The sequence below is a fragment of the Dactylosporangium siamense genome (genome assembly GCF_016862795.1).
GTDB classification, from domain to species: domain Bacteria; phylum Actinomycetota; class Actinomycetes; order Mycobacteriales; family Micromonosporaceae; genus Dactylosporangium; species Dactylosporangium siamense.
Window position 1 is genome coordinate 111,722 of record NZ_BONQ01000033.1, and the last position, 25,394, is coordinate 137,115.

Annotated in this window: 27 protein-coding genes and 1 pseudogene; 22 read left to right on the forward strand and 6 right to left on the reverse strand. The window is 72.5% G+C overall.

Annotation, left to right across the window (positions count from 1 at the left end; all coding sequences use genetic code 11):
• Positions 1 to 55: 55 nt before the first annotated feature.
• From Dsi01nite_RS11480 to Dsi01nite_RS11495, 4 genes are all read left to right on the forward strand, one after another.
• A complete protein-coding gene (locus Dsi01nite_RS11480; RefSeq protein ID WP_203846078.1) occupies positions 56 to 1,081 on the forward strand; it encodes a LacI family DNA-binding transcriptional regulator in 1,026 nt (341 codons plus the stop codon).
• A 69-nt stretch (positions 1,082 to 1,150) separates the two neighbouring features.
• On the forward strand, positions 1,151 to 1,492 hold the full coding sequence (locus Dsi01nite_RS11485; RefSeq protein ID WP_203846079.1) for a YciI family protein: 342 nt from the start codon (positions 1,151 to 1,153) through the stop codon (positions 1,490 to 1,492).
• Positions 1,493 to 1,506: 14 nt separating this feature from the next.
• On the forward strand, positions 1,507 to 2,709 hold the full coding sequence (locus Dsi01nite_RS11490) for an RNA polymerase sigma factor (RefSeq protein WP_203846080.1): 1,203 nt from the start codon (positions 1,507 to 1,509) through the stop codon (positions 2,707 to 2,709).
• Between the two features lie 370 nt (positions 2,710 to 3,079).
• Positions 3,080 to 4,690 (forward strand): glycosyltransferase 87 family protein, encoded by a 1,611-nt coding sequence (locus tag Dsi01nite_RS11495; RefSeq protein WP_203846081.1) that lies wholly within the window; start codon positions 3,080 to 3,082, stop codon positions 4,688 to 4,690.
• On the opposite strand, the gene Dsi01nite_RS11500 is transcribed toward Dsi01nite_RS11495, so the two are convergent.
• A complete protein-coding gene (locus Dsi01nite_RS11500) occupies positions 4,674 to 5,105 on the reverse strand; it encodes an SRPBCC domain-containing protein (protein ID WP_203846082.1) in 432 nt (143 codons plus the stop codon). The genes Dsi01nite_RS11495 and Dsi01nite_RS11500 overlap by 17 nt on opposite strands.
• Positions 5,106 to 5,202: 97 nt before the next feature.
• Between Dsi01nite_RS11500 and Dsi01nite_RS11505 the strand changes: the two genes are divergently transcribed.
• From Dsi01nite_RS11505 to sigB, 6 genes are all read left to right on the forward strand, one after another.
• Positions 5,203 to 5,670: a heme-degrading domain-containing protein gene (locus Dsi01nite_RS11505; protein ID WP_203846083.1), complete on the forward strand. Its 468-nt coding sequence runs from the start codon at positions 5,203 to 5,205 to the stop codon at positions 5,668 to 5,670.
• A gap of 113 nt (positions 5,671 to 5,783) precedes the next feature.
• Positions 5,784 to 6,224 carry a hypothetical protein gene (locus tag Dsi01nite_RS11510; protein ID WP_203846084.1) on the forward strand — a complete coding sequence of 147 codons (441 nt, stop codon included), beginning with the start codon at positions 5,784 to 5,786 and terminating at the stop codon, positions 6,222 to 6,224.
• Between the two features lie 51 nt (positions 6,225 to 6,275).
• On the forward strand, positions 6,276 to 6,617 hold the full coding sequence (locus Dsi01nite_RS11515; protein WP_203846085.1) for a hypothetical protein: 342 nt from the start codon (positions 6,276 to 6,278) through the stop codon (positions 6,615 to 6,617).
• A gap of 17 nt (positions 6,618 to 6,634) precedes the next feature.
• Positions 6,635 to 8,098 carry a DUF7782 domain-containing protein gene (locus Dsi01nite_RS11520; protein WP_203846086.1) on the forward strand — a complete coding sequence of 488 codons (1,464 nt, stop codon included), beginning with the start codon at positions 6,635 to 6,637 and terminating at the stop codon, positions 8,096 to 8,098.
• A complete protein-coding gene (dtd, locus tag Dsi01nite_RS11525; RefSeq protein ID WP_203846087.1) occupies positions 8,095 to 8,517 on the forward strand; it encodes a D-aminoacyl-tRNA deacylase in 423 nt (140 codons plus the stop codon). Before Dsi01nite_RS11520 ends, dtd begins: the two co-directional genes overlap by 4 nt.
• Before the next feature lie 129 nt (positions 8,518 to 8,646).
• Positions 8,647 to 9,651, forward strand: coding sequence for an RNA polymerase sigma factor SigB (gene sigB / locus Dsi01nite_RS11530; protein WP_275423351.1), 1,005 nt, complete (start codon positions 8,647 to 8,649; stop codon positions 9,649 to 9,651).
• 124 nt (positions 9,652 to 9,775) lie between these two features.
• On the opposite strand, the gene Dsi01nite_RS11535 is transcribed toward sigB, so the two are convergent.
• On the reverse strand, positions 9,776 to 12,343 hold the full coding sequence (locus tag Dsi01nite_RS11535) for a bifunctional acetate--CoA ligase family protein/GNAT family N-acetyltransferase (protein ID WP_203846088.1): 2,568 nt from the start codon (positions 12,341 to 12,343) through the stop codon (positions 9,776 to 9,778).
• Positions 12,344 to 12,383: 40 nt separating this feature from the next.
• Between Dsi01nite_RS11535 and Dsi01nite_RS58285 the strand changes: the two genes are divergently transcribed.
• Positions 12,384 to 12,659, forward strand: coding sequence for a DivIVA domain-containing protein (locus Dsi01nite_RS58285; RefSeq protein ID WP_203846089.1), 276 nt, complete (start codon positions 12,384 to 12,386; stop codon positions 12,657 to 12,659).
• Positions 12,660 to 12,714: 55 nt separating this feature from the next.
• On the opposite strand, the gene Dsi01nite_RS11545 is transcribed toward Dsi01nite_RS58285, so the two are convergent.
• Positions 12,715 to 13,875, reverse strand: coding sequence for an acetoin utilization protein AcuC (locus tag Dsi01nite_RS11545; protein WP_203846124.1), 1,161 nt, complete (start codon positions 13,873 to 13,875; stop codon positions 12,715 to 12,717).
• Positions 13,876 to 14,133: 258 nt separating this feature from the next.
• Here Dsi01nite_RS11545 and Dsi01nite_RS11550 point away from each other — a divergent pair, with 258 nt between their 5' ends.
• The 4 genes from Dsi01nite_RS11550 (at position 14,134) to Dsi01nite_RS11565 (ending at position 16,553) form a co-directional block, all read left to right on the forward strand.
• Positions 14,134 to 14,814, forward strand: a complete 681-nt coding sequence (locus Dsi01nite_RS11550) for an iron-dependent transcriptional repressor DtxR (protein WP_373318762.1) — start codon at positions 14,134 to 14,136, stop codon at positions 14,812 to 14,814.
• Positions 14,814 to 15,161, forward strand: a complete 348-nt coding sequence (locus Dsi01nite_RS11555) for a winged helix-turn-helix transcriptional regulator (protein ID WP_203846091.1) — start codon at positions 14,814 to 14,816, stop codon at positions 15,159 to 15,161. The genes Dsi01nite_RS11550 and Dsi01nite_RS11555 overlap by 1 nt, the downstream gene beginning before the upstream one ends.
• Before the next feature lie 87 nt (positions 15,162 to 15,248).
• Positions 15,249 to 15,776: a Uma2 family endonuclease gene (locus Dsi01nite_RS11560; RefSeq protein ID WP_203846092.1), complete on the forward strand. Its 528-nt coding sequence runs from the start codon at positions 15,249 to 15,251 to the stop codon at positions 15,774 to 15,776.
• Positions 15,777 to 15,827: 51 nt separating this feature from the next.
• Entirely contained in the window at positions 15,828 to 16,553 is a 726-nt protein-coding gene (locus tag Dsi01nite_RS11565; protein WP_203846093.1) for an SDR family oxidoreductase, read from the forward strand.
• Here the strand turns inward: Dsi01nite_RS11565 and Dsi01nite_RS11570 are convergent.
• A complete protein-coding gene (locus Dsi01nite_RS11570; RefSeq protein WP_203846094.1) occupies positions 16,479 to 17,525 on the reverse strand; it encodes a lysylphosphatidylglycerol synthase transmembrane domain-containing protein in 1,047 nt (348 codons plus the stop codon). The genes Dsi01nite_RS11565 and Dsi01nite_RS11570 overlap by 75 nt on opposite strands.
• A gap of 67 nt (positions 17,526 to 17,592) precedes the next feature.
• Here Dsi01nite_RS11570 and lhgD point away from each other — a divergent pair, with 67 nt between their 5' ends.
• The gene (lhgD, locus tag Dsi01nite_RS11575) at positions 17,593 to 18,780 is read left to right on the forward strand and encodes an L-2-hydroxyglutarate dehydrogenase (protein ID WP_203846095.1); all 1,188 of its coding nucleotides are present in this window, start codon (positions 17,593 to 17,595) and stop codon (positions 18,778 to 18,780) included.
• 10 nt (positions 18,781 to 18,790) lie between these two features.
• Positions 18,791 to 19,321 carry a hypothetical protein gene (locus tag Dsi01nite_RS11580; RefSeq protein WP_203846096.1) on the forward strand — a complete coding sequence of 177 codons (531 nt, stop codon included), beginning with the start codon at positions 18,791 to 18,793 and terminating at the stop codon, positions 19,319 to 19,321.
• Here Dsi01nite_RS11580 and Dsi01nite_RS11585 read toward each other — a convergent pair.
• Positions 19,308 to 20,222: a LysR family transcriptional regulator gene (locus tag Dsi01nite_RS11585; RefSeq protein WP_203846097.1), complete on the reverse strand. Its 915-nt coding sequence runs from the start codon at positions 20,220 to 20,222 to the stop codon at positions 19,308 to 19,310. The two genes, Dsi01nite_RS11580 and Dsi01nite_RS11585, sit on opposite strands and share 14 nt — an antisense overlap.
• Before the next feature lie 81 nt (positions 20,223 to 20,303).
• Between Dsi01nite_RS11585 and Dsi01nite_RS11590 the strand changes: the two genes are divergently transcribed.
• The 4 genes from Dsi01nite_RS11590 to Dsi01nite_RS11605 all read left to right on the forward strand — a co-directional run bounded on the left by Dsi01nite_RS11590 (position 20,304) and on the right by Dsi01nite_RS11605 (position 22,398).
• Positions 20,304 to 21,095, forward strand: coding sequence for an NAD(P)-dependent oxidoreductase (locus Dsi01nite_RS11590; RefSeq protein WP_203846098.1), 792 nt, complete (start codon positions 20,304 to 20,306; stop codon positions 21,093 to 21,095).
• Complete coding sequence (locus Dsi01nite_RS11595) at positions 21,083 to 21,481, forward strand: RidA family protein (RefSeq protein ID WP_203846099.1); 399 nt, start codon at positions 21,083 to 21,085, stop codon at positions 21,479 to 21,481. The genes Dsi01nite_RS11590 and Dsi01nite_RS11595 overlap by 13 nt, the downstream gene beginning before the upstream one ends.
• Positions 21,482 to 21,544: 63 nt before the next feature.
• Positions 21,545 to 21,778 carry a hypothetical protein gene (locus Dsi01nite_RS11600; protein WP_203846100.1) on the forward strand — a complete coding sequence of 78 codons (234 nt, stop codon included), beginning with the start codon at positions 21,545 to 21,547 and terminating at the stop codon, positions 21,776 to 21,778.
• Positions 21,779 to 21,789: 11 nt separating this feature from the next.
• Positions 21,790 to 22,398, forward strand: a complete 609-nt coding sequence (locus Dsi01nite_RS11605; RefSeq protein WP_203846101.1) for a hypothetical protein — start codon at positions 21,790 to 21,792, stop codon at positions 22,396 to 22,398.
• Positions 22,399 to 22,461: 63 nt separating this feature from the next.
• Here Dsi01nite_RS11605 and Dsi01nite_RS11610 read toward each other — a convergent pair whose 3' ends face one another.
• Positions 22,462 to 24,237: a hypothetical protein gene (locus Dsi01nite_RS11610; protein WP_203846102.1), complete on the reverse strand. Its 1,776-nt coding sequence runs from the start codon at positions 24,235 to 24,237 to the stop codon at positions 22,462 to 22,464.
• A 108-nt stretch (positions 24,238 to 24,345) separates the two neighbouring features.
• Between Dsi01nite_RS11610 and Dsi01nite_RS11615 the strand changes: the two are divergent.
• A pseudogene (locus tag Dsi01nite_RS11615) lies at positions 24,346 to 25,359 on the forward strand (acyltransferase family protein); the annotation flags it as partial.
• Positions 25,360 to 25,394 lie beyond the last annotated feature (35 nt).

The window sequence follows — 25,394 nt, forward strand, 5'->3', positions numbered from 1 at the left end:
CTGCCATGATCGCTGTTTTACGCAACCGGTTACGCACTCCGATAGACTGCGGCTCGTGAACGCGCCGAACACCCGGTTGAACATGGCCGACGTCGCGGCCCTGGCCGGCGTGTCGAAGGCGACCGTGTCACGGGTCCTCAGCGGCGCCCCGGGCGTCTCCGAGGAGACCCGCCGGCGGATCAAGGCCCTGGTCAAGGACCTGTCCTACGTCGTGTCGCCGGACGCCTCCCGGCTCAGCCGCGGCTCGACCGGCCGGATCGCGGTCGTCATGCCGCACACCACCAGCTGGTTCTACGGCGCGGTCCTCGCCGGCGTCCTGTCCGTGCTGCGGGCCGAGGGTCTCGACGCCCTCGTGTACCAGGTCGCCGACGGCACCGAGAGCCGGACGTTCTTCGCGGACCTGCCGGTGCAGCGCCGGGTCGACGCCGTCATCGTGGTGGCGTTCCCCGTCACCGAGCACGAGCGGCGGCAGCTGGACCTGCTCGGGATGCCCGTCGTCGTCGCCGGCGGGGCGCTGGAGCACCACGCGCACGTGCGCATCGACGACACCACGGCCGCCCGCCAGGCGGTGACCCACCTGATCCGGTCCGGCCACGAGCGCATCGCGATGATCAACGCGGCCGTGACCCGGGAGTGGCCCTACGCGCCGCCGGCGGACCGGCTGGACGGCTACCGCACCGCCCTGGAGGACGCCGGCCTCACCGTCGACCCACGGCTCGTCGTGGACCTGCCGTGGAGCGGCACCATGGGCGCCGACGGCATGGACCGCCTGCTCAGCCTGGACCGGCCGCCGACCGCGGTGTTCGGCTTCTGCGACGAGGTCGCGCTGGGCGCGCTGCGCAGCCTGCGCCGGGCCGGCGTGTCCGTGCCCCGCACCGTGTCGGTCATCGGCATCGACGACCACCCCCTCGCCGAACTGTGCGACCTGACGACCGTGCGGCAGCCCGCGGAGCAGCAGGGCGCCCGCTCCGCGCACCTGGCCCTCGACCTGCTCGGTGGCGCCCCGACCGGCGAGCTGCACGTGACGCTCCCGACGCACCTGGTCATCCGCGCCACGACCGGACCACCGGAAGATTCCTGACGCCGCCGTGTCCATCGGGGCCCACGCCGTTCGTGGTCATGCCAGGCAACCGAGCAGAAGGAGCCGACCATGAAGTACATGCTGCTGATCAACAGCGCCGCGGACGACAGCGAGGAGTGCCAGGCCACGTTCGAGGACTGGCAGGTCTACGACAAGGAGGTCCGGGCGGCCGGGATCTTTGTCAGCGGCCAGTCCCTCGCGGACCTGGTGACCGCCACGACCGTGCGGGTCTCCCCCTCCGGCGAGCGGACCGTGACCGACGGCGCGTTCGCCGAGACCCGGGAGGTCCTCGGCGGCTTCCTCGTCATCGACGTGCCGGACCTCGACGTCGCCCTCGACTGGGCCGCCAGGTGCCCGGGCGCCCGCGGCGGCGGTTCGGTCGTGGTGCGCCCGATCGCCGACTTCGGCTGAGGCCGGGGCTGATCATGCAGGAGATCGAGGCCGTGTTCCGGGAGGAGCACGGCCGCCTCCTCGCCGCGCTCGCGCGCCGCTTCGGCGACCTCGACCTCGCCGAGGAGGTCGCGTCGGAGGCGATCGAGGCGGCACTGGTGCGCTGGCCCCTCGACGGCGTGCCGCCCAACCCGGGCGGCTGGCTGATGACCACGGCCCGCCGCAAGGCGGTCGACCGGTTGCGCCGGGACCAGGCGTACGCGGCGAAGCTCGCCATCCTGCAGGTCGACGCCTTCCGCTCCCCGGACGCAGCCCAGGTCGAGGTGCCGGACGAGCGGCTCCAACTCTTCTTCACCTGCGCCCATCCGGCCCTGGCGGCCGAGGACCGGGGCGCCCTGACCCTGCGGTGCCTCGCCGGGCTCAGCACGCCCGAGGTCGCCCGCGCCTACCTGGTGCCGACGGCCACGATGGCCAAGCGCATCGTGCGGGCCAAGCAGAAGATCCGTGAGGCCCGGATCCCGTTCCGCGTCCCGGATCCGCAGGAGCTGCCGGCCCGCCTCCCCGGTGTGCTGCAGGTGCTCAACTCGATCTTCACGGAGGGGTACGCCGCGCAACGCGACGACCTCGCCGCCGAAGCCATCCGGCTGACCCGCATCCTGCGCCGGCTGCTGCCCATCGAGCGTGAGGTCACCGGCCTGCTCGCCCTGATGCTGCTGACCCACGCCCGCCGCGACGCCCGCTGCCACGGCGGCGAGATCCGCCTGCTCGACGAGCAGGACCGGGCCCGATGGGACCGCCCGATGATCGAGGAGGGGCTCACGCTGGTCGTGGCCGCGCTGACCGGCGGCCAGCCCGGCCCGTTCGGCGTGCAGGCCGCGATCGCCGCCCTGCACGACGAGGCCGCGGACGTGGCGACGACCGACTGGCCGCAGGTGGTCGCCCTGTACGACGTCCTGCTCGCCCTGACCCGGTCCCCCGTCGTCGCCCTGAACCGCGCCGCCGCGGTCGCCATGCGCGACGGCCCGGCGGCGGGCCTGGCGCTGCTCGACGAGCTGACCGGGGAGCCGAGGCTGCGCGGGTACCACCCGCTGCCGGCCGCCCGCGCGGACCTCCTCGCCCGCCTGGGCCGCACGGCCGAGGCCGCGACCGCCTACCAGGAGGCGATCGCCCTGGCCGGCACCGACCCCGAGCGCTCCCTGCTCCGCCGACGCCTCCGAGACCTCCCCACCCCAAGCTGACCGGCACGAATGGAATGCGTACCGTCTAGGGGTGGGATGCCTTGTCCGGTGACGGCCTGGGCGACGCTCGAGCCGAGTTTCCCGAATACAACACGTGACTGTCGCAGCGTTCAGGAAGCCGCGCCGTCCCGGACTGACGAGTGAGACCTGGATCGGATAGCGCCGAGGTCGGGAAGCGGACGGGCGCCGGCCCGGCCGGTGTCGCGGGCCGGCGTTGCGGCGGGGTCCGGAGACGGCGGCGGCACACCCATCAAGCTGCGGATACCCGGTGGGCGTCCGGTTTCGGGGCGGTGCCGGGGTGCGGGCAACCGTTCGGCGGCAGGTGCGGCGGACGGGTCTCCAGCTTGATCGGGAGCCATAGTCTGGTGTGATGTTCGAGCGCAGGGTGGTGGCGGCGTGGGCCGCGTTCGGGGGGATCGCCGCGGTGTCGGCGGCGCTGGTGTGGCGGCGGCCTGACCCGCAGCGGCTGTCGGACCTGCACATCTACTACGGGGCGGCGAAGTTCGACGGGCCGCTCTACGACTACGTCGCCGAGAACGGCGGGCCGTTCACGTATCCGCCGTTCGCGATGGTGCTGTTCCGGCCGTTGAGCCTGCTGCCCGAGGCGACTCTCGGCCTGCTGTGGCTGGCGATGACATGCGTCGCGGTGATCGCGATCGCCCGCACCGTGACCCGCCGCACCGGCAACCCGCTGGACGAACAAACGGCGGCACAATCCGCGGCACAATCCGCGGACGGCCCGACCCCGTGGTTCCGCACGCCCGTCGGGGCCAGGGTGCTGGTCGCCGTGGTCGCGTCGGCGCTGCTGGTGTCGGCGCCGGTGCAGAGCAACCTGCGGTTCGGGCAGGTGAGCATCTTCATCGTGCTGCTGGCGCTGGTCGACGCGGGGCAGGTGGTCCCGGCCCGGTTCCGCGGCATCCTCGTCGGGGTCGCCGCGGCCATCAAGCTCACCCCGTTGCTGTTCGTCGTGTACTTCCTGGTCGCGCGCCGGTACAAGGACGCCGCGCGGGCCGGGGCGGCGTTCGTCGCCTGCGCCGGGATCGCGGCGGCGCTCATGCCCGGCGCCAGCGTGCGGTACTGGGGCGGCACCATCTTCCAGACCTCCCGGATCGGCGATCTCGCCTCGCTGGGCAACCAGTCCGTGCACGGGATGCTGCTGCGGGTCGGGCTCGACCCCGCGACGCTGCCGGTCGTCTGGGCGGCGCTCATCGCCGCGATCTGCGGCGCCGCGCTGCTGCGGGCCCGGCAGCTGCACCTGCACGGCGAGCCGGTGCGGGCCGCGGTGCTCGTCGGCTGCGCCACGGTGGCGGCGTCGCCGGTGTCGTGGACGCACCACCAGGTGTGGACGGTGCTCGCGGCGATGGTGCTGGTCGCGGCCGAGGGCGCGGGGCGGCGGGCGGCGGGCGTGGCGCTGCTGGTCGTGATGACGGTGTCGCTGGGTGTCGCGCTGCGCGGCGTGGCGGTGTACCCCGGGTGGCAGTTCACGCTGGAGAACGCCCGGACGCTGGGGCTCGTCGCGGTCTGCGTCGCCGGGTTCGGCGGGGTGGCCGCGGTGAAGCTCCGCACGGCCCGGTTCCGCGTCGCCCGGCGCGTCGCGGTCGGCTTCGCGGCCGGGCTCGCCGTCCTCGCGCTCACCCCGCTGCCGGCCGGCGCCGACCCGACGTTCAAGGCGTACTCCGCCGACGACCTCACCAACCCGCGCTACTTCTACTTCACCGGCACGCCGGTGGCGGGGCAGCCGGTCACGTTCGCGATCCGGCGGGAGAAGACGAAGGTCCGGGTCAACGGCGTCGTCGGGGCCGAGGTGGCGGGGCTGCGCTACACCTCGGCGCCCGGCGGCGCGGCGCGCGGCATCCCGCTGCTGGAGGCCGAGCCGGGGGTGCGCACGTTCTCGTTCCGCAGCGCCAGCCTGGCCCACGGCCGCCTCGAGGCGCTCGACGCGGCCGGCCAGGTCACCGCGACGTTCACGAACCTGGCGTGAACCGGTCGGCCTCGAGCACCGACTTGAGGCCGCTCAGGACCCGCGACCACGCCTCGTCGCGCTCCTCGTCCGGGTCGCGCTCCACGTCGTCGCACGTGAGCGCGACCCGGCACACGCCCGGCTCGACGACCGTGATCAACCAGGTCAGCCAGCAGTGCACTTCTTGTTCGACGCCGATGCCGGTGTACAGGTTGTGCACGAGCAACCTCCCCTCCTCGACGTGCACGATGTCGCCGTGCAGGACGTCGGGGACGGGTCCGGCCTCGGCCCGGTAGACGATCGGTGCGCCCGGGATCCACTGCGACTCGACCGCGAGGCCGAGGTAGAAGCGCCGGGTGAAGCCGGGGTCGGTGATCGCCCGCCACACGCGGGCCGGGTCGGCGGCGATGTACAGGCTGCACGTCGAAGTTCTCATACCCGGATCGTGCGGCGGGTGACTTGGGAGGCGCTTGCGCCCGGCTTGCGGCTCTGGTCGTACCCTGGCGAAAACGAAAAATCAAAGGAGTCCCCGCGTGGAAGAGCTCATCGCCGAGCTGGTGGAGCAGGAGGAGCGGCTGCGGTTCACGCGGTTCGACAACGACGACGCGTGGACGCTGGGGTCGCTGCTGGTGCGGCTGGGCAAGGAGCGTGGCCTGCCGATCACGATCGACATCCGGCGGCACGGCCATCAGCTGTTCCACGCCGCGCTGCCGGGCACCGCGCCCGACAACGACCGGTGGATCGAGCGCAAGATCCGGGTTGTGGAGCGGCTCAACGCGTCGTCGTTCCTGGTCGGCCGGCGGATGGCGGCGAAGGGCCAGGCGATGGACGCGGCCTACGGGGTGGACCCGGCCGACTTCGCCACGCACGGCGGCGCGTTCCCGATCCGGGTCGTGGACGTCGGGGTCGTCGGGGTCGTCACCGTGTCCGGGCTGCCGCAGGCCGACGACCACGCGCTCGTCGTCGAGGCCATCGGGCTGTTCCTGGCCTCGAAGCCCTAGCGCTGGTCCCGTCTCGAAGCCCAACGGCTGGTCCTGTCTTCGAAGCCTAGGGCTGGTCCTGCGGAGATAGAGGGTTGTCTCAGGCCGGTCTGGGGCTGAGGATTCCGCGTGTGATGAAGCGACTTCTCGTGTGCGTCGCCGCCACCGCGGCCCTCGCACTGACCGGCTGCTCGGACGACGCGCCGAACAACGACGGCGCCGCCGCGGCACCCACCACGCAAGAGTCCCTGCCGCCGCAGACCGGCCCGGCGCCGACGAAGCCGGGCGCGAGCCCGCAGGCGGGGTGCCCGGTCGACGCGGCGACCCTGGAGAAGGCGTTCGTGGCGAACCTCGAGGTGTCCAACGCGGTCGACATCGGCAAGGGCCTCACCGACATCAGCTGCGCCGACAACTGGGCGACGGCGATGACCCAGCCGGAGGCGGTGGACAAGGCGACCGTGCTGTTCCAGTACGACACCGCCAAGAAGCAGTGGCTGGCCCTCGCCGGCGGCACCGACGGCGTCTGCCGTTCGCAGGTCCCGGCCGACGTGGTCAAGAAGCTCAAGAACTGCTGATCGTGCCGCACGGGGACTAACCAAAAGTCCCGTTTTATGGTCACATAGGTCATGGAGCGTGAAGCACTGCTCCGGCTTCTCGACGAGGAGCCGGGGGAAGCGTTCGTGGCCTGCAAGGACGCGATCCAGGCCGGCGCGGACTACGTCGTGTGGGACGACACCGTGCCGGCCGACCAACTGGCCCGCAGCTACTCGCGGCGGGCCCAGCACATGGCGAAGATCGGCACCCCGATGCTCGGCGGCGACGACGCGATCGCCGAGCTACGGGTCTCCGGGGACCGGCCGCTGCGCATCGGTGAGGCGAAGGTCGAGGACCCGCCGACGCATTTCCAGCTCTTCCTGACCGCCGACGCGACCCGCGTCGTGGCCTGTTTAGGAATCGACCAACGTTGACGTAGCAGGATGTCAGGGTGGACGCACTGCTCGACGCCGACGGTCTCGCCCGGCTCCGCGAGGCGCTGACCTCCGCCCGGTACACCTCCCAGGGCATCAAGGATCTGCTGGGTGAGCCCGCGACGGCCGCCCTGGCCCGCAACGACTTCCGCGCCGCGCTCAAGCGCACCGCCGAGCAGCCGGGCCGGCTGTCGACGCTGGTGCGGCTGTTCGTGTGCGGCCAGACTTCGTCGCTCTCCGAGGTCGCCGCGGCCTTGTCCCCGTTGTCCCTTGAGGCGGCTTTACCGCTTTTGTCCCCCGCAGCGGATGGTGTGCGGGCCGCGGTCGAGCTGGAGCCGTACGGCGACTGGTGGGTCGTGGCGGACCTGTCCGCCGGGATGCGACCCGGGCAACCGCTGCCGGGCGACCACGTGCTCGGCATCGGCGGCGCCTCCACCACCCTTGCCGCCGCCACCCTGCGTCACCCGGTCGCGACCGCGCTGGACCTCGGCACCGGCTGCGGCGTGCAGGCGCTGCACCTGTCGACGCACGCGGCGAAGGTCACCGCGACCGACCTGCTCCCCCGCGCGCTGCGGTTCGCCGCGACGACCGCCGCGCTCAACGGCCTCGACTGGGAGCTGCTGCACGGCGACCTGACCACGCCCGTCGCGGGGCGGCGCTTCGACCTCGTCGTGAGCAACCCGCCGTTCGTGGCCGGCCCGGGGACGACCGATCACACGTATCGCGACTCCGGCCGTCCCGGCGACGCGGTCTGCGCCGAGCTCGTGGCCGCCGCGCCGGGGCTGCTCACCGACGGCGGGCACATGCAGTTCCTGGCCAACTGGCTGCACGTCACCGGCGAGCAGTGGGAGGACCGGGTCGCGGACTGGCTGGCCGGCACCGGCCTCGACGCGTGGGTGATCCAGCGTGAGGTCTCCGACCCGGTGGCGTACGTCAACCTGTGGCTCTCCGACGCGTCCGAGGACCCTTTGAACATGTCGGCGATGGCCGCGGCCTGGCTGGACTGGTTCGACGCGCAGAAGGTCGACGCGGTCGGCTTCGGCCTGATCACCCTGCGTGCCGGCGGCCACGACGACCCGACGGTGCGCATCGAGGACCTGCGGCAGACGGTCGACGGGTCGTTCGGGCCACTGATCGGTGACTGGTTCACCCGGCAGGACTTCCTGCGGCACGCCTCGCTGCTGGATGCCCGCTTCACCGCCGCTCCCGGTCTGCGCCTGCGGCAGGAGGCGACCCAGGGTCCCGACGGCTGGGAGGTCGGCCAGCAGGTGCTGAGCCTGCCCGACGGCCTGCGGTGGAACGAGGAGGTCGACCCGGTCGCCCTCACCCTCGTCGGCGCGAGCGACGGCACCGTGACCCTGCGCGATCAGGTCGACATCCTGGCCGCCGCGCACGAGGTGCCGGCCGCCGTGCTCGCCGACGTCGCCGTCCCGCTCGTCGCCCACCTCGTGGAGCGCGGCATCCTGCTGCCCGCCTCGTGAGAGCCCTCGTGCAGACGGTGAGCCGCGCGTCGGTCACCGTCGATGACACCGTCGTGGGATCGATCGGGTCCGGCCTGCTGGTCCTCGTCGGGGTGACCCACACGGACACGGTGCCGACGGCGCAGACACTTGCCCGGAAAGTTCATGAACTGCGCATCCTGCCCGACGAGAAGTCGGCTTTCGAGGTAGGCGCGCCGCTGCTGGTGGTCTCGCAGTTCACGCTGTACGGCGACGCGCGCAAGGGCCGCCGCCCCACCTGGATCGCCGCCGCCCGCCCCGAGGTCGCCGAACCGCTCATCGCCGCGTTCTGCCAGCATCTGCGAGACCGGGGCGCAGTAGTCGAAACCGGAAGGTTCCGGACCCACATGCTGGTCGAGAGCGTGAACGTCGGACCTCACACGGTGATGCTCGAAATCTGAGACTCACGGATTCGTGCCACGGCTCGGCCGCCTCACCGCCACTTCACGCCCGCTGGGCGAAGCTTCTTCCCGTAGGAATGATCGCGCCACTTGTCCGAGACTGAGGCAAGCACACGGGAGGCGAGCGAAGTGGCCCAGCCGCTGAGTGACACCACGGAGTTCAACGCAGTCGATGTCGACGCTGACGCCGACGAGCAGCACGAGCCGCAGATCGACAACACGGGCGTCTCAGCGGACCTCGTTCGCGCTTACCTCAACACCATCGGACGGACCAAGCTGCTCACCGCCGAGCAGGAGGTCGACCTCTCCAAGCGGATCGAGGCCGGCCTCTACGCCGAGGAGAAGCTCAGCACGGGCAACGTCCACCCCGCGTGGATGAACACCTACGAGGTCGTCGTCCGCGAGGGCCGCGCCGCGAAGGCCCACCTGCTGGAGGCCAACCTGCGCCTGGTGGTCAGCATCGCCAAGCGGTACACCGGCCGCGGCATGGCGTTCCTGGACCTCATCCAGGAGGGCAACCTCGGTCTCATCCGCGCCGTCGAGAAGTTCGACTACACCAAGGGCTACAAGTTCTCCACCTACGCGACCTGGTGGATCCGGCAGGCCATCACCCGCGCCATGGCCGACCAGGCCCGCACCATCCGCATCCCGGTGCACATGGTCGAGCAGGTCAACCGCATGGTCCGGGTCCGCCGCGACCTGTCGGCCACCCTCGGCCGCGAGCCGGTCGTGGCCGAGGTCGCCGCCGCCCTCGGCATCGAGGAGTACCAGGTCATCGAGCTGATCTCGTATGACCGCGAGCCGGTCAGCCTCGACCAGGCCGTCGGCGAGGACGGCGAGAGCGCCCTCGGCGACTTCGTCGCCCGCATCGACCCCCGCGAGGAGCCCGCCGACAGCGTGTCGCAGGGCATGCTGAAGTCCGAGGTCGAGATCGTGCTCTCCACGCTCTCCCAGCGCGAGCAGGCCGTGATCCGGCTCCGCTTCGGCCTCGACGACGGCCGGCAGCGCACCCTCGACGAGGTCGGCCGCGAGTTCGGGCTGTCGCGGGAGCGCATCCGCCAGATCGAGAAGGTCACCCTGCTCAAGCTGCGCCACCCCTCCCGCGCCAAGCGCCTCGAGGCCTACGCCAGCTGAGGTGTCACGTAAACGCGCCCACCGTTTCACCTACTACGCCTTGATCGACAGGAACCTTTGGCTGCGGCGACAGCCAGGCGTCCCTGTCGATCAAGGCGTTCGCTGTTCGGGTGGCGGGGTTGGGTCAGAAGAGGCGGCGGGGGCCGCTGTCGGGGCGGGGCAGCGGGGTGGTGAAGTCGGCCGTGGCGTGCAGGACGGCCAGGCCCTCGGGGCGGGCCAGGATCGGGTTCAGCGACAGTGACGACAGCGTCGGTTGGTCGTCCACCAGGCGGCCGACGCGCAGCAGCAGATCGGCGAGGGCGTCCAGGTCGACCGGGGCGGAGCCGCGGTACCCGGTCAGCAGCGGCGCTGCGCGCGGGGCGCGGACCAGGGCGGCCGCGTCGCGGTCGGTGAGCGGGACCGGGCGCCAGGCGCGGTCACCGAGCAGGTCCGCCGCCTCGCCGCCGAGGCCGAAACCGACGACCGGGCCGAACGCCGGGTCGTCGACGACCTCGACCACGCAGGCGACACCGGGGGCGACCATCGGCTGGACGAGCACCTCCACGCCGAGGCCGAAGAGCCGTTCCAGCTCCTGGTATGCCTCGTCCACCAGCGCCGGCGACGTGAGGTTGAGCCGGACCGCGCCGAGGTCGAGGCGGTGCCGCCACGGTTTCGTGGCGACCTTCAACGCGACGGGCAGGCCGAGCGCGGCGGCGACCGTCGCGACGTCGGGGCCCGAGGTGCGGCGCGACGGGACGACGGGGACGCCGTACGCGGCGAGCAGCCCGTCGATGTCGCCGGCCAGGTCGGCCGCGACAGCCGGAAACGTCGGGACGGTCCCGACCGGTTCGCGGCGCCAGGCGGCGTAACGGGCGACCCGCCCCAGGGCCCGCACCGCCTCCTCGATCGCCGGGTACGTCGGCAGCGCGGTCGGGTCGCTCTCCACGTAGGCGGGGGCGACGGTGAACGACGGGTCCGCGGGCAGGACGACGGCGAGGGGGCGCGCGGATTCCACGGCCGAGGTGCGCAGCAGCTCCGCGACGCCGAGGTCGCCGGAGATCGCGAGCGCGGGGGCGTAGGCGGCGAGGACCGCGTCGACGGCGTCGTCGGCGAGAGCCTCCCGCACCGCGCGGACGAAGTCGGCGTCGCTGACCTCCGGGCCGAGGTCACGGACGGAGGCGACCCGGAGGCCGGCGGCCGGCGCCTTCGCGACGGTGAGGACGCCCAGGGCGGCGGCGTTGGTGACGACCGCGATGCGGTCCCCGGTCGGCAGGGGCTGCCCGGCGATGAGCAGGCCGACGTCGAAGAGCTCGGCGACGGTGTCGACGCGGATCACCCCGGAGCTGGCGAACAGCGCGGCGACACCGCGAGCGTCAGGCCCGGAAGGCAGGCCCGTGGACACCAACGGGGTGCGCACCGGGCTCGCGACCGCCGCGACCGGTTTGCGCCGGGCCAGCTCGCGGGCGATGCGGGCGAACTTGCGCGGGTTGCCGAACGTCTCCAGGTAGAGCAGGACGGCGTCGGTGTGCGGGTCGTCGCGCCAGTACTGGAGCGCGTCGTTGCCGGACACGTCGGCGCGGTTGCCGGCGGAGACGAATGTCGACAGGCCGAGCCCGCGCCGGTCGGCCTCGGCGAGCAGGGCCGTGCCGAGGGCGGCGGACTGGCTGAAGAAGCCGACCCGGCCCCGGCGCGGCAGCAGCGGCGCGAGGGTCGCGTTGAGCTGGACCCCGGGGTCGGTGTTGGCGATGCCGAGGCAGTTGGGACCGACCAGGCGCATGCCGTGGCTGCGGACCGTGCGCAGCAGCGTCGCCTGCGCCTCGGCGCCGGCCGGTCCGGCCTCGGCGAACCCGGCGGACACGACCACGAGGCCGTGCACGCCCGCGGCGGCGCAGTCCTCGGCGACGGAGAGGACGGCGTCCGCCGGCACCGCGACCACCGCCAGGTCAACGGGGTGCGTGGTGCCGGCCAGTGCGGCCACCGCCGGCAGCCCGCCGATGCCGGCGGCCGACGGGTGCACCGGGATGAGTGGTCCGGCCGGGCCGGCCGCCTTGAGGTGCGCGAGGATGGCGGCGCCGATGCCGGTGCCGTCGGCGCGGGCGCCGTAGACCGCGACGCCCCGCGGGTTGAGCAGCCGGCCGATCGAGCGCGCCTCGGCCTGCTGCTCGCGGGACCACTGGACGCGCATCGAGTCGGGGGTCGCCGCGATCGGGAACCACAGGTGCACGACGCCGTCGGAGAACTTGCGCTCGATCTGGAACCCGGCGGCCATGAAGACGCGCAGCATCGCCTGGTTGACCGGCAGGACGTCGGCCTCGAACTCGGTGATGCCCTCCTGCGACGCGGCCGCGACCAGGTGCTCGATGAGGACGGAGCCGATGCCCCGGCCCTGGTGCGCGTCCTCGACCACGAACGCCACCTCCGCCTGGTGCGAGCCGGCGCCGAGGCGTTCGTAGCGGCCCACGGCGATGAGCTCGCCGCCGTGCTCGATGACGAACGCCTCCCGGTCGCGGTGGTCGACGGTGACGAACCGGTCCAGGTCGCGCTGCGGGATCCGCGGGTACGCCGAGAAGTACCGCAGGTATCGGGTCCGCTCGGAGAACCGTGAGTGCAGGGCGACGATCCGGTCGGCGTCGTCGGGCCGGATCGGTCGCAAGTGGACGGTCGTGCCGTCGGAGAGCAGGACGTCCGCGGCCCGGTCCGGTGTTTCGGTCACGTCTTCATGCTCCCACCGGCCGGTTGGTTATCGTGTCGGGATGATGCTCACCCCGGCCGACGTGCAAGCCGTCCGGTTCACGAAGGCGGCGTTCGGCAAGCGCGGCTACGACGAGGACGAGGTCGACGCGTTCCTGGACGTGGTCGCCCAGGCGCTGACCGCGATGCACGACGAGCTGTCCATGCTGCGCGGCGCGCCGTCGCCGGACACGTCGTTCGGCACCTCGACGGCGGCGGAGACGGCGATGCTGGCCGAGCTCGACCGGATCAAGCAGCGCCTGACCCGCCTGGAGGAAGCGGCCGTGATCAGTTCCTAGCTCCGTCGGCTTCGCCAGCGGTTCCGTGGAGGGTCCCACTCACACCACTCGTGCCTCAGTCGCGCGGGTCGTGCGGGTCCAGGCCGAAGTGCGGGAAGCTCGCCGTGCGGGTTGCCATGATCGCCCGGTCGACGCCGTCCGGGGTCTGTCCCGGCACCCATGGCGACCATTGCGCGTTGCCGCCGTCCGTCATCTCCGTCGGCACGGGATGTCCCGGCCTCCGTCGAGCGGCGAGCGACTGCCACGACGCCGGCGTCGGTGTCGACGGGTCGACGGCGTCGCCGGTGAGCACGGCCAGCAGGTGTGTCCACGCCCGCGGGACGCACTCGACGAGCGCGTATCCACCGCCGCCGCTGGCCACCCACTTGCCGCCCGCCACCTCCGTCGCGAGGTCGCGCAGCGCGAGGTACGCGGCCCGCTGGCCGTCGACGGTCAGCCGCAGGTTGGCGAGGGGGTCGTGCCGGTACGTGTCGGCGCCGCACTGCGTGAACAGCAGCTGCGGCCGGAACGCGCGGAGCACGCCCGGCACCACGGCGTGGAACGCGCGCAGCCAGCCGGCGTCGTCGGTGCCCGCCGGCAGTGCGACGTTGACCGCGGAACCCTCCGCGCCCGGGCCGCCCGTCTCGACGGGGAACCCGGTGCCGGGGAAGAGCGAGTGCGGCGACTCGTGCAGGCTGACGGTGAGCACCCGCGGGTCGTCGTAGAAGATCTCCTGCACGCCGTCGCCGTGGTGGACGTCGATGTCGACGTACGCGACCCGTTCCGCGCCGAGCTCCAGCACCCGGGCGATCGCGACGGCGGGATCGTTGTAGACGCAGAACCCGGCGGCCCGGGCCGGCATCGCGTGGTGCAGCCCGCCGGCGATGCTGACCGCGCGGTCGGCCTCGCCGAGCCAGACCGCCTCGGCGGCGGCCCGGGTGGCGCCAGCGATGAGGGCGCTGACGTCGTGCATACCGGTGAATGTGGGGTTGTCGGAGGTGCCGAGCCCCATGATGCTGAGCCGCCGGCCGGTCGACGCGGCCTTGACCACGGCGATGTAGTCGGGATCGTGCACGGTGGCCAGCACGTCGTCGCCGGCCTGCTCCGGGGCTCGCAGCGTGACCCCGTCGCGACCGAGGATGCCCAGGTCACGGGCGAGTGCCATGGTCAGCTCCACGCGCACCGGGTCGAGGGGGTGCTCGCCCATGTCGTACCGCAGAAGCGCGTCATCCCACATGACCAGCGTGTTCACGTGACCGGCCCCTCCTTTGCAGTGTGCGCAGGGACCCTGCGCGCGCCGGTAGGATTGTGAAAAGCGGAGACCCCCGCTTCCCAAACCAGCTCGGCGACGACGGCACCGTCCAAGATCGCTTGGTTGGCTGTCACGTTCCAATCTTGACGTACGCGACGAGTACCATCGCGTACCGGGAGGGCAAGGCAGTGAACGACCTGGTCGATACCACTTCGCAAAGGTGTACCACCGGAGGTGGTTCAAATTAACGATCTCGTGGATACCACCGAGATGTACCTGAAGACGATCCTGGAGCTCGAAGAAGAGGGCGTCGTTCCCAAGCGTGCCCGGATCGCCGAGCGGCTCCACCAGAGCGGACCCACCGTCAGCCAGACCGTCGCCCGCATGGAGCGCGACGGCCTGCTGATCGTCGAGGGCGACCGCCACCTCGCGCTGACCGACGAGGGCCGCGTCCACGCGGTCGCCGTCATGCGCAAGCACCGCCTCGCCGAGCTGCTGCTGGTCAATGTGATCGGCCTGCCGTATGAGGAGGCGCACGAAGAGGCGTGCCGCTGGGAGCACGTCATGAGCGACGCCGTCGAGCAGCGGGTCTACGAGCTGCTGGGCCGCCCGACCCGATCGCCGTATGGCAACCCGATCCCGGGACTTGAGGGCCTCGAGGGCAGCACCACGCCCCACGACCCGTCCGACCCCGAGCGCAACCTCGCCTTCCCCGGCCTCGCCGGTGCGGTCGTGGTGAGCCGGATCTGCGAGAGCGTCCAGACCGACGCCGACGTCCTGCGCCAACTGCACACCGCCGGCATCGACCCCGGCGCGACGGTCACCGTGGCGCAGGAGCGCGACGGCGTCAGCATCGACCGGGCCGGCGAGCGCATCCGGCTGCCGCGCGAGGTCGCGTCGCGGGTGTTCGTAGCAGCGCACTGATGCTCAGTGGGTGCACCGTCCAGGAGCTGGTCGACCGCGTCGCCGGCAAGTGGAGCGTGTGCATCCTGGTGGCCGCGGCCGACGGCCCGATCCGGTTCACCGAGCTGGAGCGGGCCATCAGCGGCATCAGCCGCCGCATGCTGACCCTGACGCTGCGCAACCTGGAGCGCGACGGGATGCTCGTGCGGACCGTCTACCCGACGGTCCCGCCGCGGGTCGAATACAGCCTCACGCCGATGGCCCTGGAGCTGCACGCCGCCCTGCTCGCGATCACCACGTGGGCGGAGCGGCACCGCACCGACGTCGCCCTGGCCCGCGAACACTACGACGCCCGCCCCACCCCGTAGCTCCCTTCCTCCAAGTTGCCGATCAGCACTGTTGCATGGCCACATGGCCACATGTACGGTCAGGGCTGGACGGGAAGGAGCCACGGCATGACTGTCACCCTGAACGTGCCGCCTCGACCGCTGACAGTGCACGACGTGACGGCGCTCGCGGAGGCCGACGAGTTGCACTGCTTCGAGCTGACCGAAGGCAACCTCGTCGTCATACCGCCGAGGACTCTTGGGCACCAACACAGCGCTTCGCGTCTCGGCGTGTGGTTGATGAACCACGGCTTCCCCGGACGGACCGGTCTCTTCGTCGGCCTCAAAACCACGGACGACGACCTCAACGGTCGGGTCCCCGACGTGGCCGTCACGAAGGGTTACGTTCCGGGCGAAACTGTCTGGATACCGGCGGAGAATGTCCTGCTCGCGGCGGAGATCGTGTCGGCGGGGTCGGAGCGGACCGACCGGTGGTTCAAGCCGCTCGAATACGCCGCCGCCGGGATCGAGCACTTCTGGCGGGTCGAGCCCGACGGCACGGTGCTGCGGTTCCGGCTCGTCGACGGGGCGTACGCCGAGATCGGCAAGGACCCGCTCGACGCCCTGCTCGCCGGTGAGGTCCCCGACCTGGACTGAGACGCGGGCCACACGGTGTCACGTTCCGGCGGCTGAGGCGTCTGGTATGCCATGAAGCGAACAGTGCTCGTCACCGGCGCGACCGGGACGCTCGGGCGGGATGTCGTCGCCGTCCTGAAGGAACGTGGTCACGAGGTGCGCGGCTTGAGCCGGTCGAGGCCCGGCTACGCGCACGCCGACCTGCTCACCGGCGAAGGGCTCGCCGAGGCCCTCGACGGGATCGACGTCGTCGTGCACGCGGCGACCGACGGACGCAAGGACGTCGCGGCGACCGCGAAGCTCATCGAGGCCCTGGAAGCCGCCGGGAAGCCCCAGCTGGTGTTCGTGTCGATCGTCGGCGTCGACCGGATCCCGCTCGGCTACTACCGGGACAAGGTCACGATCGAGGGGATGGTGGCCGCGTACGGCGGGACCTCGCTGCGCGCCAGCCAGTTCCACGACCTGGTGCTCACCCTGGCGAAGGCGCTGACGAAGCTGCCGCTCATCGGGTTCTACCCGGCGTTCGACGTGCGGCCGGTCGAGGTGCACGACGTGGCCGTGCGGCTGGCGGAGATCGTCGAGGGTGAACTGCCGGCGCAGCCGGGGGACTTCTCCGGCCCGCAGCGGCGCAGCACGCGAGCGCTGTGGCAGGCGTACCTCACCCACACCGGGAAACGGCGGCTGCTCGTGCCGATCAGGCTGCCCGGGAGGATCTTCCGGGCGCTACGCGACGGCGCGGGGACCGGGCCCGGGGGCGGGATCGGGACTTGGGAGGAGTTCCTCGTCCGGAAGCTGTGAGTGGCGGATCCGGCGCAGCCCCACGGCGGCGGCGGCGCCCGCGGCGGCCACGTCGGCGACGGTGAAGAGCAGGCGCGACATGAGCGTCATGGCCCACGCCGTCGCCCACGGCATGCCCAGACCGGCCAGGCCGAGGGCCATCAGGAACTCGCGGGCGCCGAGCCCGGACGGCGCGACGATGACGAACGTGCTGATGCTCATGGCCAGGGCCATCGCGAAGATGCTGCCGGTCAGGCCGTGCAGGCCCGGCAGCTGCGCGCGCACCAGCAGCCACAGGTGCAGGCCCGCCGTCAGATAGCCGACGACGCACCACGCCATGGTGGAAAGGATCGGCCGCCAGGTGATCGGACGGTCCAGCGGTGGGCGCCGCAGCAACCGCATCGCCCGGCCGACGATCCAGGTCAGCAGCGGCGGGTAGCAGCAGACGACGGTGAACGGCAACAGGATGATCGACGACCACACGGCCAGGGAGCCGAACACCTCGTGCTTGGAGGCGCGCACCCCGTCGAACGCGGTGCCGAAGCCGGGCGACGTCAGGATCAGCCCGGTCGTGACGCCGACACCGCTCACCAGGACCGAGCCGATGAAGACCTTGGCCCGGGACACACCGGCGCGGCGGCCGAGCTCCATCTGCACGACATACGCCCACACGGAACCCGGCAGATACTTCCCGAGCGAGCCGACCAGCATGATCGGGGCGGCGTCGCGGACCCGCAGCGGATGGTCCATGCTGCCGACCATCGACCGCCACGCCATCATCGTCGCCCACAGTGACAGGACGGCAGTGAACAGTGACAGGGTCAGCGACGTCCACGACAGGCTACGGAACGTCGCCTGCACCTCGGGCCACTGGTCGCGCGTGGTGGCGACGATGAAATACACGATGCCGAGCACGGCGAGGATCCGGACGGCGGTGATCAGGCGGGCCCGCCAAGGCTTGGCTGGTGCCACTTCGACGACAGGCTGACCCACGGACGGGAACGCTAGCACGAATACGATTCGGCGGACGGCAGGTGTAGGTGGAACACAAGGAGGCAGCGTGCGGTACGTGGTCATCGGTGGCGGCATCGTCGGCTTGGCCACGGCGCACCGGCTCACCCTGGAACATCCCGGCGCGGACGTCACCGTCGTGGAGAAGGAACTGACCTGGGGCGCCCATCAGACGGGCCACAACTCCGGCGTCATCCACGCGGGTGTCTACTACCAGCCCGGCAGCCTCAAGGCGACGCTGTGCAAGGCCGGCAGCGCCTCCATGGTGGACTTCTGCCGCGAGCACGGCATCCCGCACCAGGTGACCGGCAAGCTGATCGTGGCAACCGAAGCGTCCGAGCTGCCCCGTTTGCGCGGCCTGTACGAGCGTGCTCTCGCCAACGGGCTCCCCGCCCGGCTGGTCGACGCCGACGAGGCCCGGTCGTTCGAGCCGGAGGTCGCCTGCGTCCAGGGCATCCACGTGGCGTCGACCGGCATCGCCGACTTCGGTGCCGTCTGCGCCACCCTCGCCGCACTGCTGGAGAAGGCCGGCGCGACGCTGCGCCTCGGCGCGCGGGTGACCGGGATCTCCACCCTGCACGGCGAGACGGTCGTGCACACCACCGTCGGCGACGTGTTCGCCGACGTCCTCGTCAACTGCGCCGGCCTGCACGCCGACCGGGTCGCGAAGCTCGCCGGCATCAAGCCACCGGCCCGGATCATCCCGTTCCGCGGCGAGTACTTCGAGCTGCGCGACTCCCGGCGCCACCTGGTCAACGGCCTGATCTACCCGGTGCCCGACCCGCAGTTCCCGTTCCTCGGCGTGCACCTGACCCGCATGATCGACGGCAGCGTCCACGCCGGCCCCAACGCGGTCCTCGCCACCGCCCGCGAGGGCTACTCGTGGTCCCGCGTCCGCCCCCGTGACGTCGCCGACACGGTCACCTACCCCGGCATGTGGCAGCTGGCCCGCAAGCACCTGCGGTACGGGCTCACCGAGGTCCGCCGCTCCCTGTCGAAGCAACGCTTCGCCGACAGCCTGGCCCGGCTGGTGCCCGCGGTGACCGCGGCCGACCTGGTGCCCGCCGCCGCGGGGGTGCGCGCCCAGGCCATCACGCCGGCCGGCGCCCTCGTCGACGACTTCCTCATCGTCGCCGAGGGCCGGCAGGTCCACGTCCTCAACGCCCCGTCACCGGCCGCGACCAGCTCGCTGGAGATCGCCAGGTACATCGTCGACCGGCTGCCGCCGCCGCGATAGGGTGCGCGTCGTGCGGAGGCTTGTCGTGGCATGCTCGGTGCTGGTCCTGCTCGCCGGTTGCGACGACGCCGGCGCGCAGCCACCGGCCAACCCGTCGACCGCGCCCGCCGCCGCGGCCGGGGGCGCCTGCCAGCTGCTCGACTTCCCGGTGGTCAACGCCAAGCTCGGCCTTGACCTCGCCGTCGCCGCGGCGGCCACCCAGGACAACACCTTCACCTGCGTCCTGCAGCCCCGCGGCGCCGGCTCCCCCGACCTGATCCTGTCGGTGAGCGCCACGACGATCGGCGCCGACATCTACACGTCCACCGTCCAGCCCAAGGGCGCCGCCGCGGTCCCCGGCCTCGGCGCCGCCGCCTATCAGCTGCCGACCCCCGCCACGGACACCACCGGCCCGGGCGCGGAGGTCGGCTGGCTCGCCGGCAACAAGCGGATCATCCAGCTGTCGGTGCACCTCGCCCGGGGCACTCCCGACGACCGGTCCGCCGACCTCCTGCCGAAGCTCATCGACCTGGCCAAACTGCTCGACCTCAGCAGCCTGTAGTTGGGTTGAGGAACGCGGCCGCCTCGGCGCGGAGGAGGGTCAGGAAGTCTGTGACGGCCGGCGGGACGGTGCGGCCGGCGATCGTGGCCGCGAGGACGCTGCGGGGTGGGACCTCGTCGGGGTGCAGGGCGAGCAGCGTCACGTCGGGCGGGGCGGCCCGCGCGGCCAGGGCGGGGACCAGGGTCACGCCGAGGCCGGCGGCCACGAAGCCGAGTTTCGCGGTCCACTCGCCGGCGACGAAGGCGATCCGCGGCCGGTACCCCAACCGCACGCTCGGCGCCAGCAGGGTCTCCTCCGGGGCCGCCGAGCCCGCGATCCACGCCTCGGACGCCAGCGACGCCAGCCGCACCGGTGCACCCGCCGGCAGCGGATGTCCCGTCGGCACGGCCAGGAGCACGGGCTCGTCCAGGACGTGATGCGTGGTGAACCGGGCGTCCTCGAACGGGCGGTCCGCACCCGCGGTGACCAGCACCACGTCGGCCTCGCCGGTGAGCAGGGCGGTGAGGAGGCTGCCGGTGACGCCCTCGATGAGGGTCAGGCGGACCTCGGGGCGGGCGGCGTGGAAGCGGGCGAGGGCGCGCGGGACGAGCGCGGCGTCGGCGGTGGCGAACGCGCCCACCCGCAGGTGGCCGGCGGTGCCGGCGTGCACGGCGGTGACCTCGCGGCGGGCCAGGGCGAGCCGGTCGAGGATCGCCGTCGCGTGGTCGAGCAGGCAGGCGCCCTCGGCGGTGAGGGCGACACCGCGGGGCAGCCGGTCGAACAGGCGCGCGCCGAGCTCCAGCTCCAGGGCCGCGATCTGGCGGGAGACGGCCGACTGCGTGTAGCGCAGCGTCGTCGCGGCGCCGGTGATCGAGCGCTGCCGGGCAACCTCCCGGAAGACTTCCAGCGTCTCGGTCTGCACGCCGATACATTCTCACACCGCATGGCAGCGATGCCAGACATTCGTTGGTCGCATGGCATGGCCCGGATTACGGTCACCGGCATGGAGAAGATCGCTGTGCTCGGGCTCGGGCACATGGGGGCACCGATCGCGCGACGCCTGGCCGCGCACGGGTTTCCGGTCACGGGGTGGAGCCGCACACCGAGACGGATCGACGGCGTGACCGTCGTGCCGGACGCCGCGGCGGCGGCGCGCGACGCCGGCATCGTCATCACGATGCTCACCGACGGCCCGACGGTGATCGAGGTCGTCCGAGCCGCACAATTCAAGGCGACCGCGACGCTGGTCGACATGTCGACGATCGGCCCCGACGCCGTGCGCGACCTCGCCGCGGTCCTGCCCGGCGGCGTGGACCTGGTCGACGCGCCGGTCGCGGGCAGCACCGGAGCCGCCGAGGGTGGCACGTTGCGCATTTTCGCGGGGGGCACGGATGCCGCCCTCGACCGGGTCGCCCCGGTCCTCGCCGCGCTCGGGGAGGTCCGTCGCTGCGGCCCGTCCGGCCGTGGCGCGGCGATGAAGGTGGTGCTCAACACCGCGCTCGTCACCGCGCTCGCCTCGCTGGCCGAGGTGCTGCAGGTCGCCGACGCGGTCGGCGTGCCCCGCGAGGAGGCCCTGGAGGCGTTGCGCGGCGGGCCGCTCGGGATCGCCGTGGAACGCGTCCTGACCGCCAGGTCGGCGCACTTCGCGGTGCGGCTCGCGGCGAAGGACCTCGCCCTCAGCGTCGGCGACCGGGACCTGCCGGTGGCCGTCGCCGCCGGGCGGCACCTGGCCGCCGCCGACCCGGAGGCGGACCTGACCACCATCGTGCTGAAAGGACTTCCATGCTCGTCATAGACAACCCCGCCACGGTGGCGGCGCCGGTCGGGGCGTACTCGCACGTGGCCCGGGTCGACGTCGGCACCGGGACGCTGCTGTTCCTGTCCGGCCAGATCGCGCTGGACGACGACGGCCGGCTCGTCGGCGCCGGTGACATGGTCGCGCAGGCGACCCGGGTGTTCGAGCTGATCGGCGCGATCCTCGAGGCGCACGGGGCGACGTTCGCCGACGTCGTGAACATCCGCACGTTCCTGACCGACATGGCGCAGCTGCCGCAGTACGGTCAGGTCCGCCTGGCGGTGTTCACGGGCCGGCCGCCGACCAGCACCACGGTCGAGGTGTCGAAGCTGTTCCGCGACGGCGCCCTGCTCGAGGTCGAGGTGGTGGCCGCCGTCGCCGGCTGACTTGACCGGATCCTTACGTTGTCCCGCGGGCCGCGCTTACCCGCGGGACACACCATGTCCGGCATGAGACGAACCATCGCCATCGCGCTCGCGGCCGCGCTGCTGTTCGCGGGCGGCTGCGGGCGGCAGGAGCGCAAGGATCGGCGCGACCAGCGCCCACCCGCGGTCTCGACCCAGACGACCCCGGCCCAGGACGCCCCTGCGGCAGCCTCCCAGGGCGACGACGTCGACCAGCTGCTCGACCAGGTGGACCAGCAGCTGTCCGGCGACGCCCAGCCCGCCGGCGACGAAGACTGAGAGGGACCGATATGAAGCGCACCCTGATCGCCCTGACCCTGATCCTCACCGCCGTGCTCATCCCGGCCACGGCCTCGGCCGAGCCGTCCGCACGGCCGTCGGTGAAGGCCGCCACGCTCGAAGCGGCCAAGGACGCCGTCGCGGACCGCATCGACAAGCGCCTCGACGCGCTGAAGAAGTTCGAGACGAGCCTCGCCGCCGCGAAGCAGGTCCAATCCGGGCACCGCGGCACCCTCACGAAGCTCATCAGCGACCAGCGGGCCGGCCTGACCGCGCTGAAGACCAAGGTCCAGGGCGAGACGACCGCCGCGGCGGTGAAGGACGACGCCCAGTCGATGGTCTTCGACTACCGCGTCTTCGTCCTCACCGGCCCCAAGGTCCGGCTCGCCGCGGCGATCGACACGGAGCTCGCCGTGGTGGCCAAGCTGCGCACCCAGCCCGGTGCCGACGCCGCGAAGCTCGACGCGATCGAGGCCACCCTGAAGGGCAAGGTCGACACCCTGCTGGCGGTCAAGCCGGGCCCGGACGGCGACGCGCTGCGGGCGCAGGTCCAGCAGGTCCGCGCCGCCGCCAAGACCGCCCACGCCGACCTGAAGGCGCTGCGCAAGACCAAGAAGTAACGCCTGGCCGGGCACGTGCCGTACACCCGCCGCGGTGATCGTCACGATCACCGCGGCGGACCGCTAGGCGGTGACGATCTCGATCGAGGTCGACGGGTGGCGGCGGCGCAGCGCCTCGGCCCGGGTCCGGGCGTCGTCGGACAGGACGAGCAGGCGCACCGGGCCGGGCATCCGGGCGATCACGGCGTCCAGGCGGTCCGGCGAGTTGATCGGCCCGACGTGGTAGGTGGCGCCGGCCATCTCGCCGGAGGTGCGCTGCAACGCCGAGATGAACAGCGTCAGCCGGTATGACTCGTAGCCCGGGTCGTCGCCGACGACCACGGTCGGGCGGCCCGGGGTGAGGGCCAGGGCCGCCCTCGCGTAGGCGAACTGGTCCACCCCGGCCCCGGCCAGCCAGGTCGTCCTGGACTCCAGCTGGTCCGGCCGGTCGCCGCCGACGAGGGCGACGATCGCCATCAGCACCGACGCCGCCCTGAGGTTGATCACGGTCCGGGGCCGGCGGGGCAGGTGCAGCGCGAGGGCTCCGGTGCCGGCCAGCAGCAGGGCCAGGACCAGGAACAGGGCCTTGTTGGCGTAGTAGCCGCTGCCGGCGCCGAAGAGCCGCTGCACGGCCAGCATCCCCACCGCGAAGCCGGCCACGGGGACGAAGATCAGCGCGTACGAGCGCCAGATCCTGCTCCGGCGGCCACGGCCGGTCAGGAGGCCCGACGCGACCAGGCAGAACAGGACCGCGAGCCCTTCCCGGCCGACCCTCAGGGTCCCGACGCTGAGCAGCGCGCCGGCCTGGCCGGCGACGAGGACGCCGATGGCGAGCGGGACGGCGCTGGTGACGGCGATCGCGAGGGCGGCGGCGGGGATCCGCTGCGCGCGAGCTCGTCGGCGTTCCCGCATCAGCCAGAGGATCGCGGCCAGGCCGACCGGCGGCAGGTACAGGTAGTAGGTGAACCCCACGGCGGCGAGCAGGGCCGCGACAAGCAGCAGCTGCTGCCGGGGGCGGGGCACCGGGCGGATGAGGACGGTGAGGAGCATGACCGCCTCGGCGAGGCCGAGCACCTGGCTCGGGTAGCCGAACCGGACGAGGTCCAGCAGTTCCCCGAACGCGCACAGCGCGGCGATGCCGCCGGCGAGCGGGATCATGCGCGCCGGGCTGAGGCCGCCGGCGCCGATCCACTGCGCGGCCCAGATGATCGTCGCGGCGAGCAGCAGGTAGCCGCCCGCGACGAACACCAGGTAGTGGTCGAACATGGCGGCGCCGGTGCCCTGCGCGGTGGCAGAGGACCGGACGAACCCGTCGAGCAGCGCGGCGGTCAGGTGCTCGCCCTGCGGGTAGGTGACCATCCCCTCGTAGACCAGGGCCCGGCCCTGTTCCGGTTGCTGGAAGAGGTACCCGCCGGCGTGGCGGATGGCGTCGAACAGGGACGCGTGCCGGGCGAGGTCCTCGCCCTCCATGACGAGCGCGAGCCGTCCGGGGCGCCCGTCACGCAGCAGCGGCCAGGCGACGACCGCACCGACGGCGGCGACGGCGAGCCCCGCGATCGCGTCGGTGGCGCCGGGTCTCGGCAGCCGCGGCCGGCGGCCGGTCTTCGCGGCGGCGACGATCAGGGCGGTGGCGGCGGTCCCGCCGGCGGTCACCGGGTGCAGACCCCACGGCCAGACGGCGAAGACGAGCGCGGCGAGGCAGGTGAGGCCGAGCAGCAGCCCGGTCGCGAGCATCAGCCGGTCGAGGACGGTCCGGCCGCCCCGCAGCAGCGCGGCGGTGGCGATCAGCAGCAGCGGCGGGACGAGGAGGGCTCCTCCGGCGAGGTACAGCAGCGCGATGACCAGCCAGGCGGCCGCCACCAGTGCGACGACGGGGAGTTGCTTGGGTGTGACGTCCGTTTTGGGGGGTGCGGATACTGACACAACTCGCTTAACGACGAAGTCCGGCATCTAGTCGTTTGTCATGACGTGTTGGCTGACCGGTACTCACCCCGCGCGAACGCGTTCGGGTTCCTGCGCCTGTGTCTCGCACTCGCGGTGCTGATCGGGCACTCGTGGCCGCTCGGCGCCGGCCGGCCGACCCCCGGACTCGGGCTCTCGCACGGTCAGACGGACCTCGGGTCGCTCGCGGTGTCCGGCTTCTTCGTCCTGTCCGGGTTCCTGGTCAGTGCCAGCGCGGCGCGGCTGGGGTTCGTGCGCTTCGCCTGGCACCGCTGCCTGCGGATCTTCCCCGGGCTGTGGGCCTGCCTGCTGGTCATCGCGGTCGTCGCCGGATGTTTCGCGTCGTTTTCCGCCTCGGTGACATTCGCCCTGAACAACGCGCTCGGGCAGCCGCACCAGTGGGGCATCGGCACCCTGTTCGGCGACAACCCCTACGGCCGCCTCACCGCCGGCGGGTCGGTCGTCAACGGCTCACTGTGGAGCCTGCCGTTCGAGCTCTTCTGGTACGGCGTCTTCACCGCCCTCACCGCCTGCGGCGTCGTCCGCCGCTCCCCGCGCCTGATCCTGCTGCTCACCGCCGGCGCCTACGGCGTCCTGCTGAGCGACTTCCTGCACCAGCTGCCCGACCCGCACACGGTCCCGCACCCCCGCGGCTCCGTCGGCCCGATCCCGCTGTTCGGCGCGCTGGACACCCAGCTGCTCGTCTACCTGGGCTTCCTGTTCCTGCTCGGCGCCTCGGCGCAGCTGTTCCAGCACCGCGTCCCGGTCCACCCGCTGCTGATCGTCGCCGCGGCGGCGGTGCTGCTGGCGACCCTGCGCCTCGGCGCCTTCCACCTGCTCGGCTCCCCCGCGTTCGCGTATCTGCTGCTGTGCGCCGCCGGTACGCTGCCACGCTGGTCGCACCGGATCGGGCGGGGGCACGACTACTCGTTTGGCGTCTACATCTACGCGTTCCCGACCCAGCAGGTCCTCGCCGCGCTCGGCGTGCACCGCTGGGGCCTGCCGGCGTACATCGCCGTGTCCGTCGTGGCCACGACGCTGCTGGCGGCCGCCTCATGGCACCTCGTCGAGCGGCC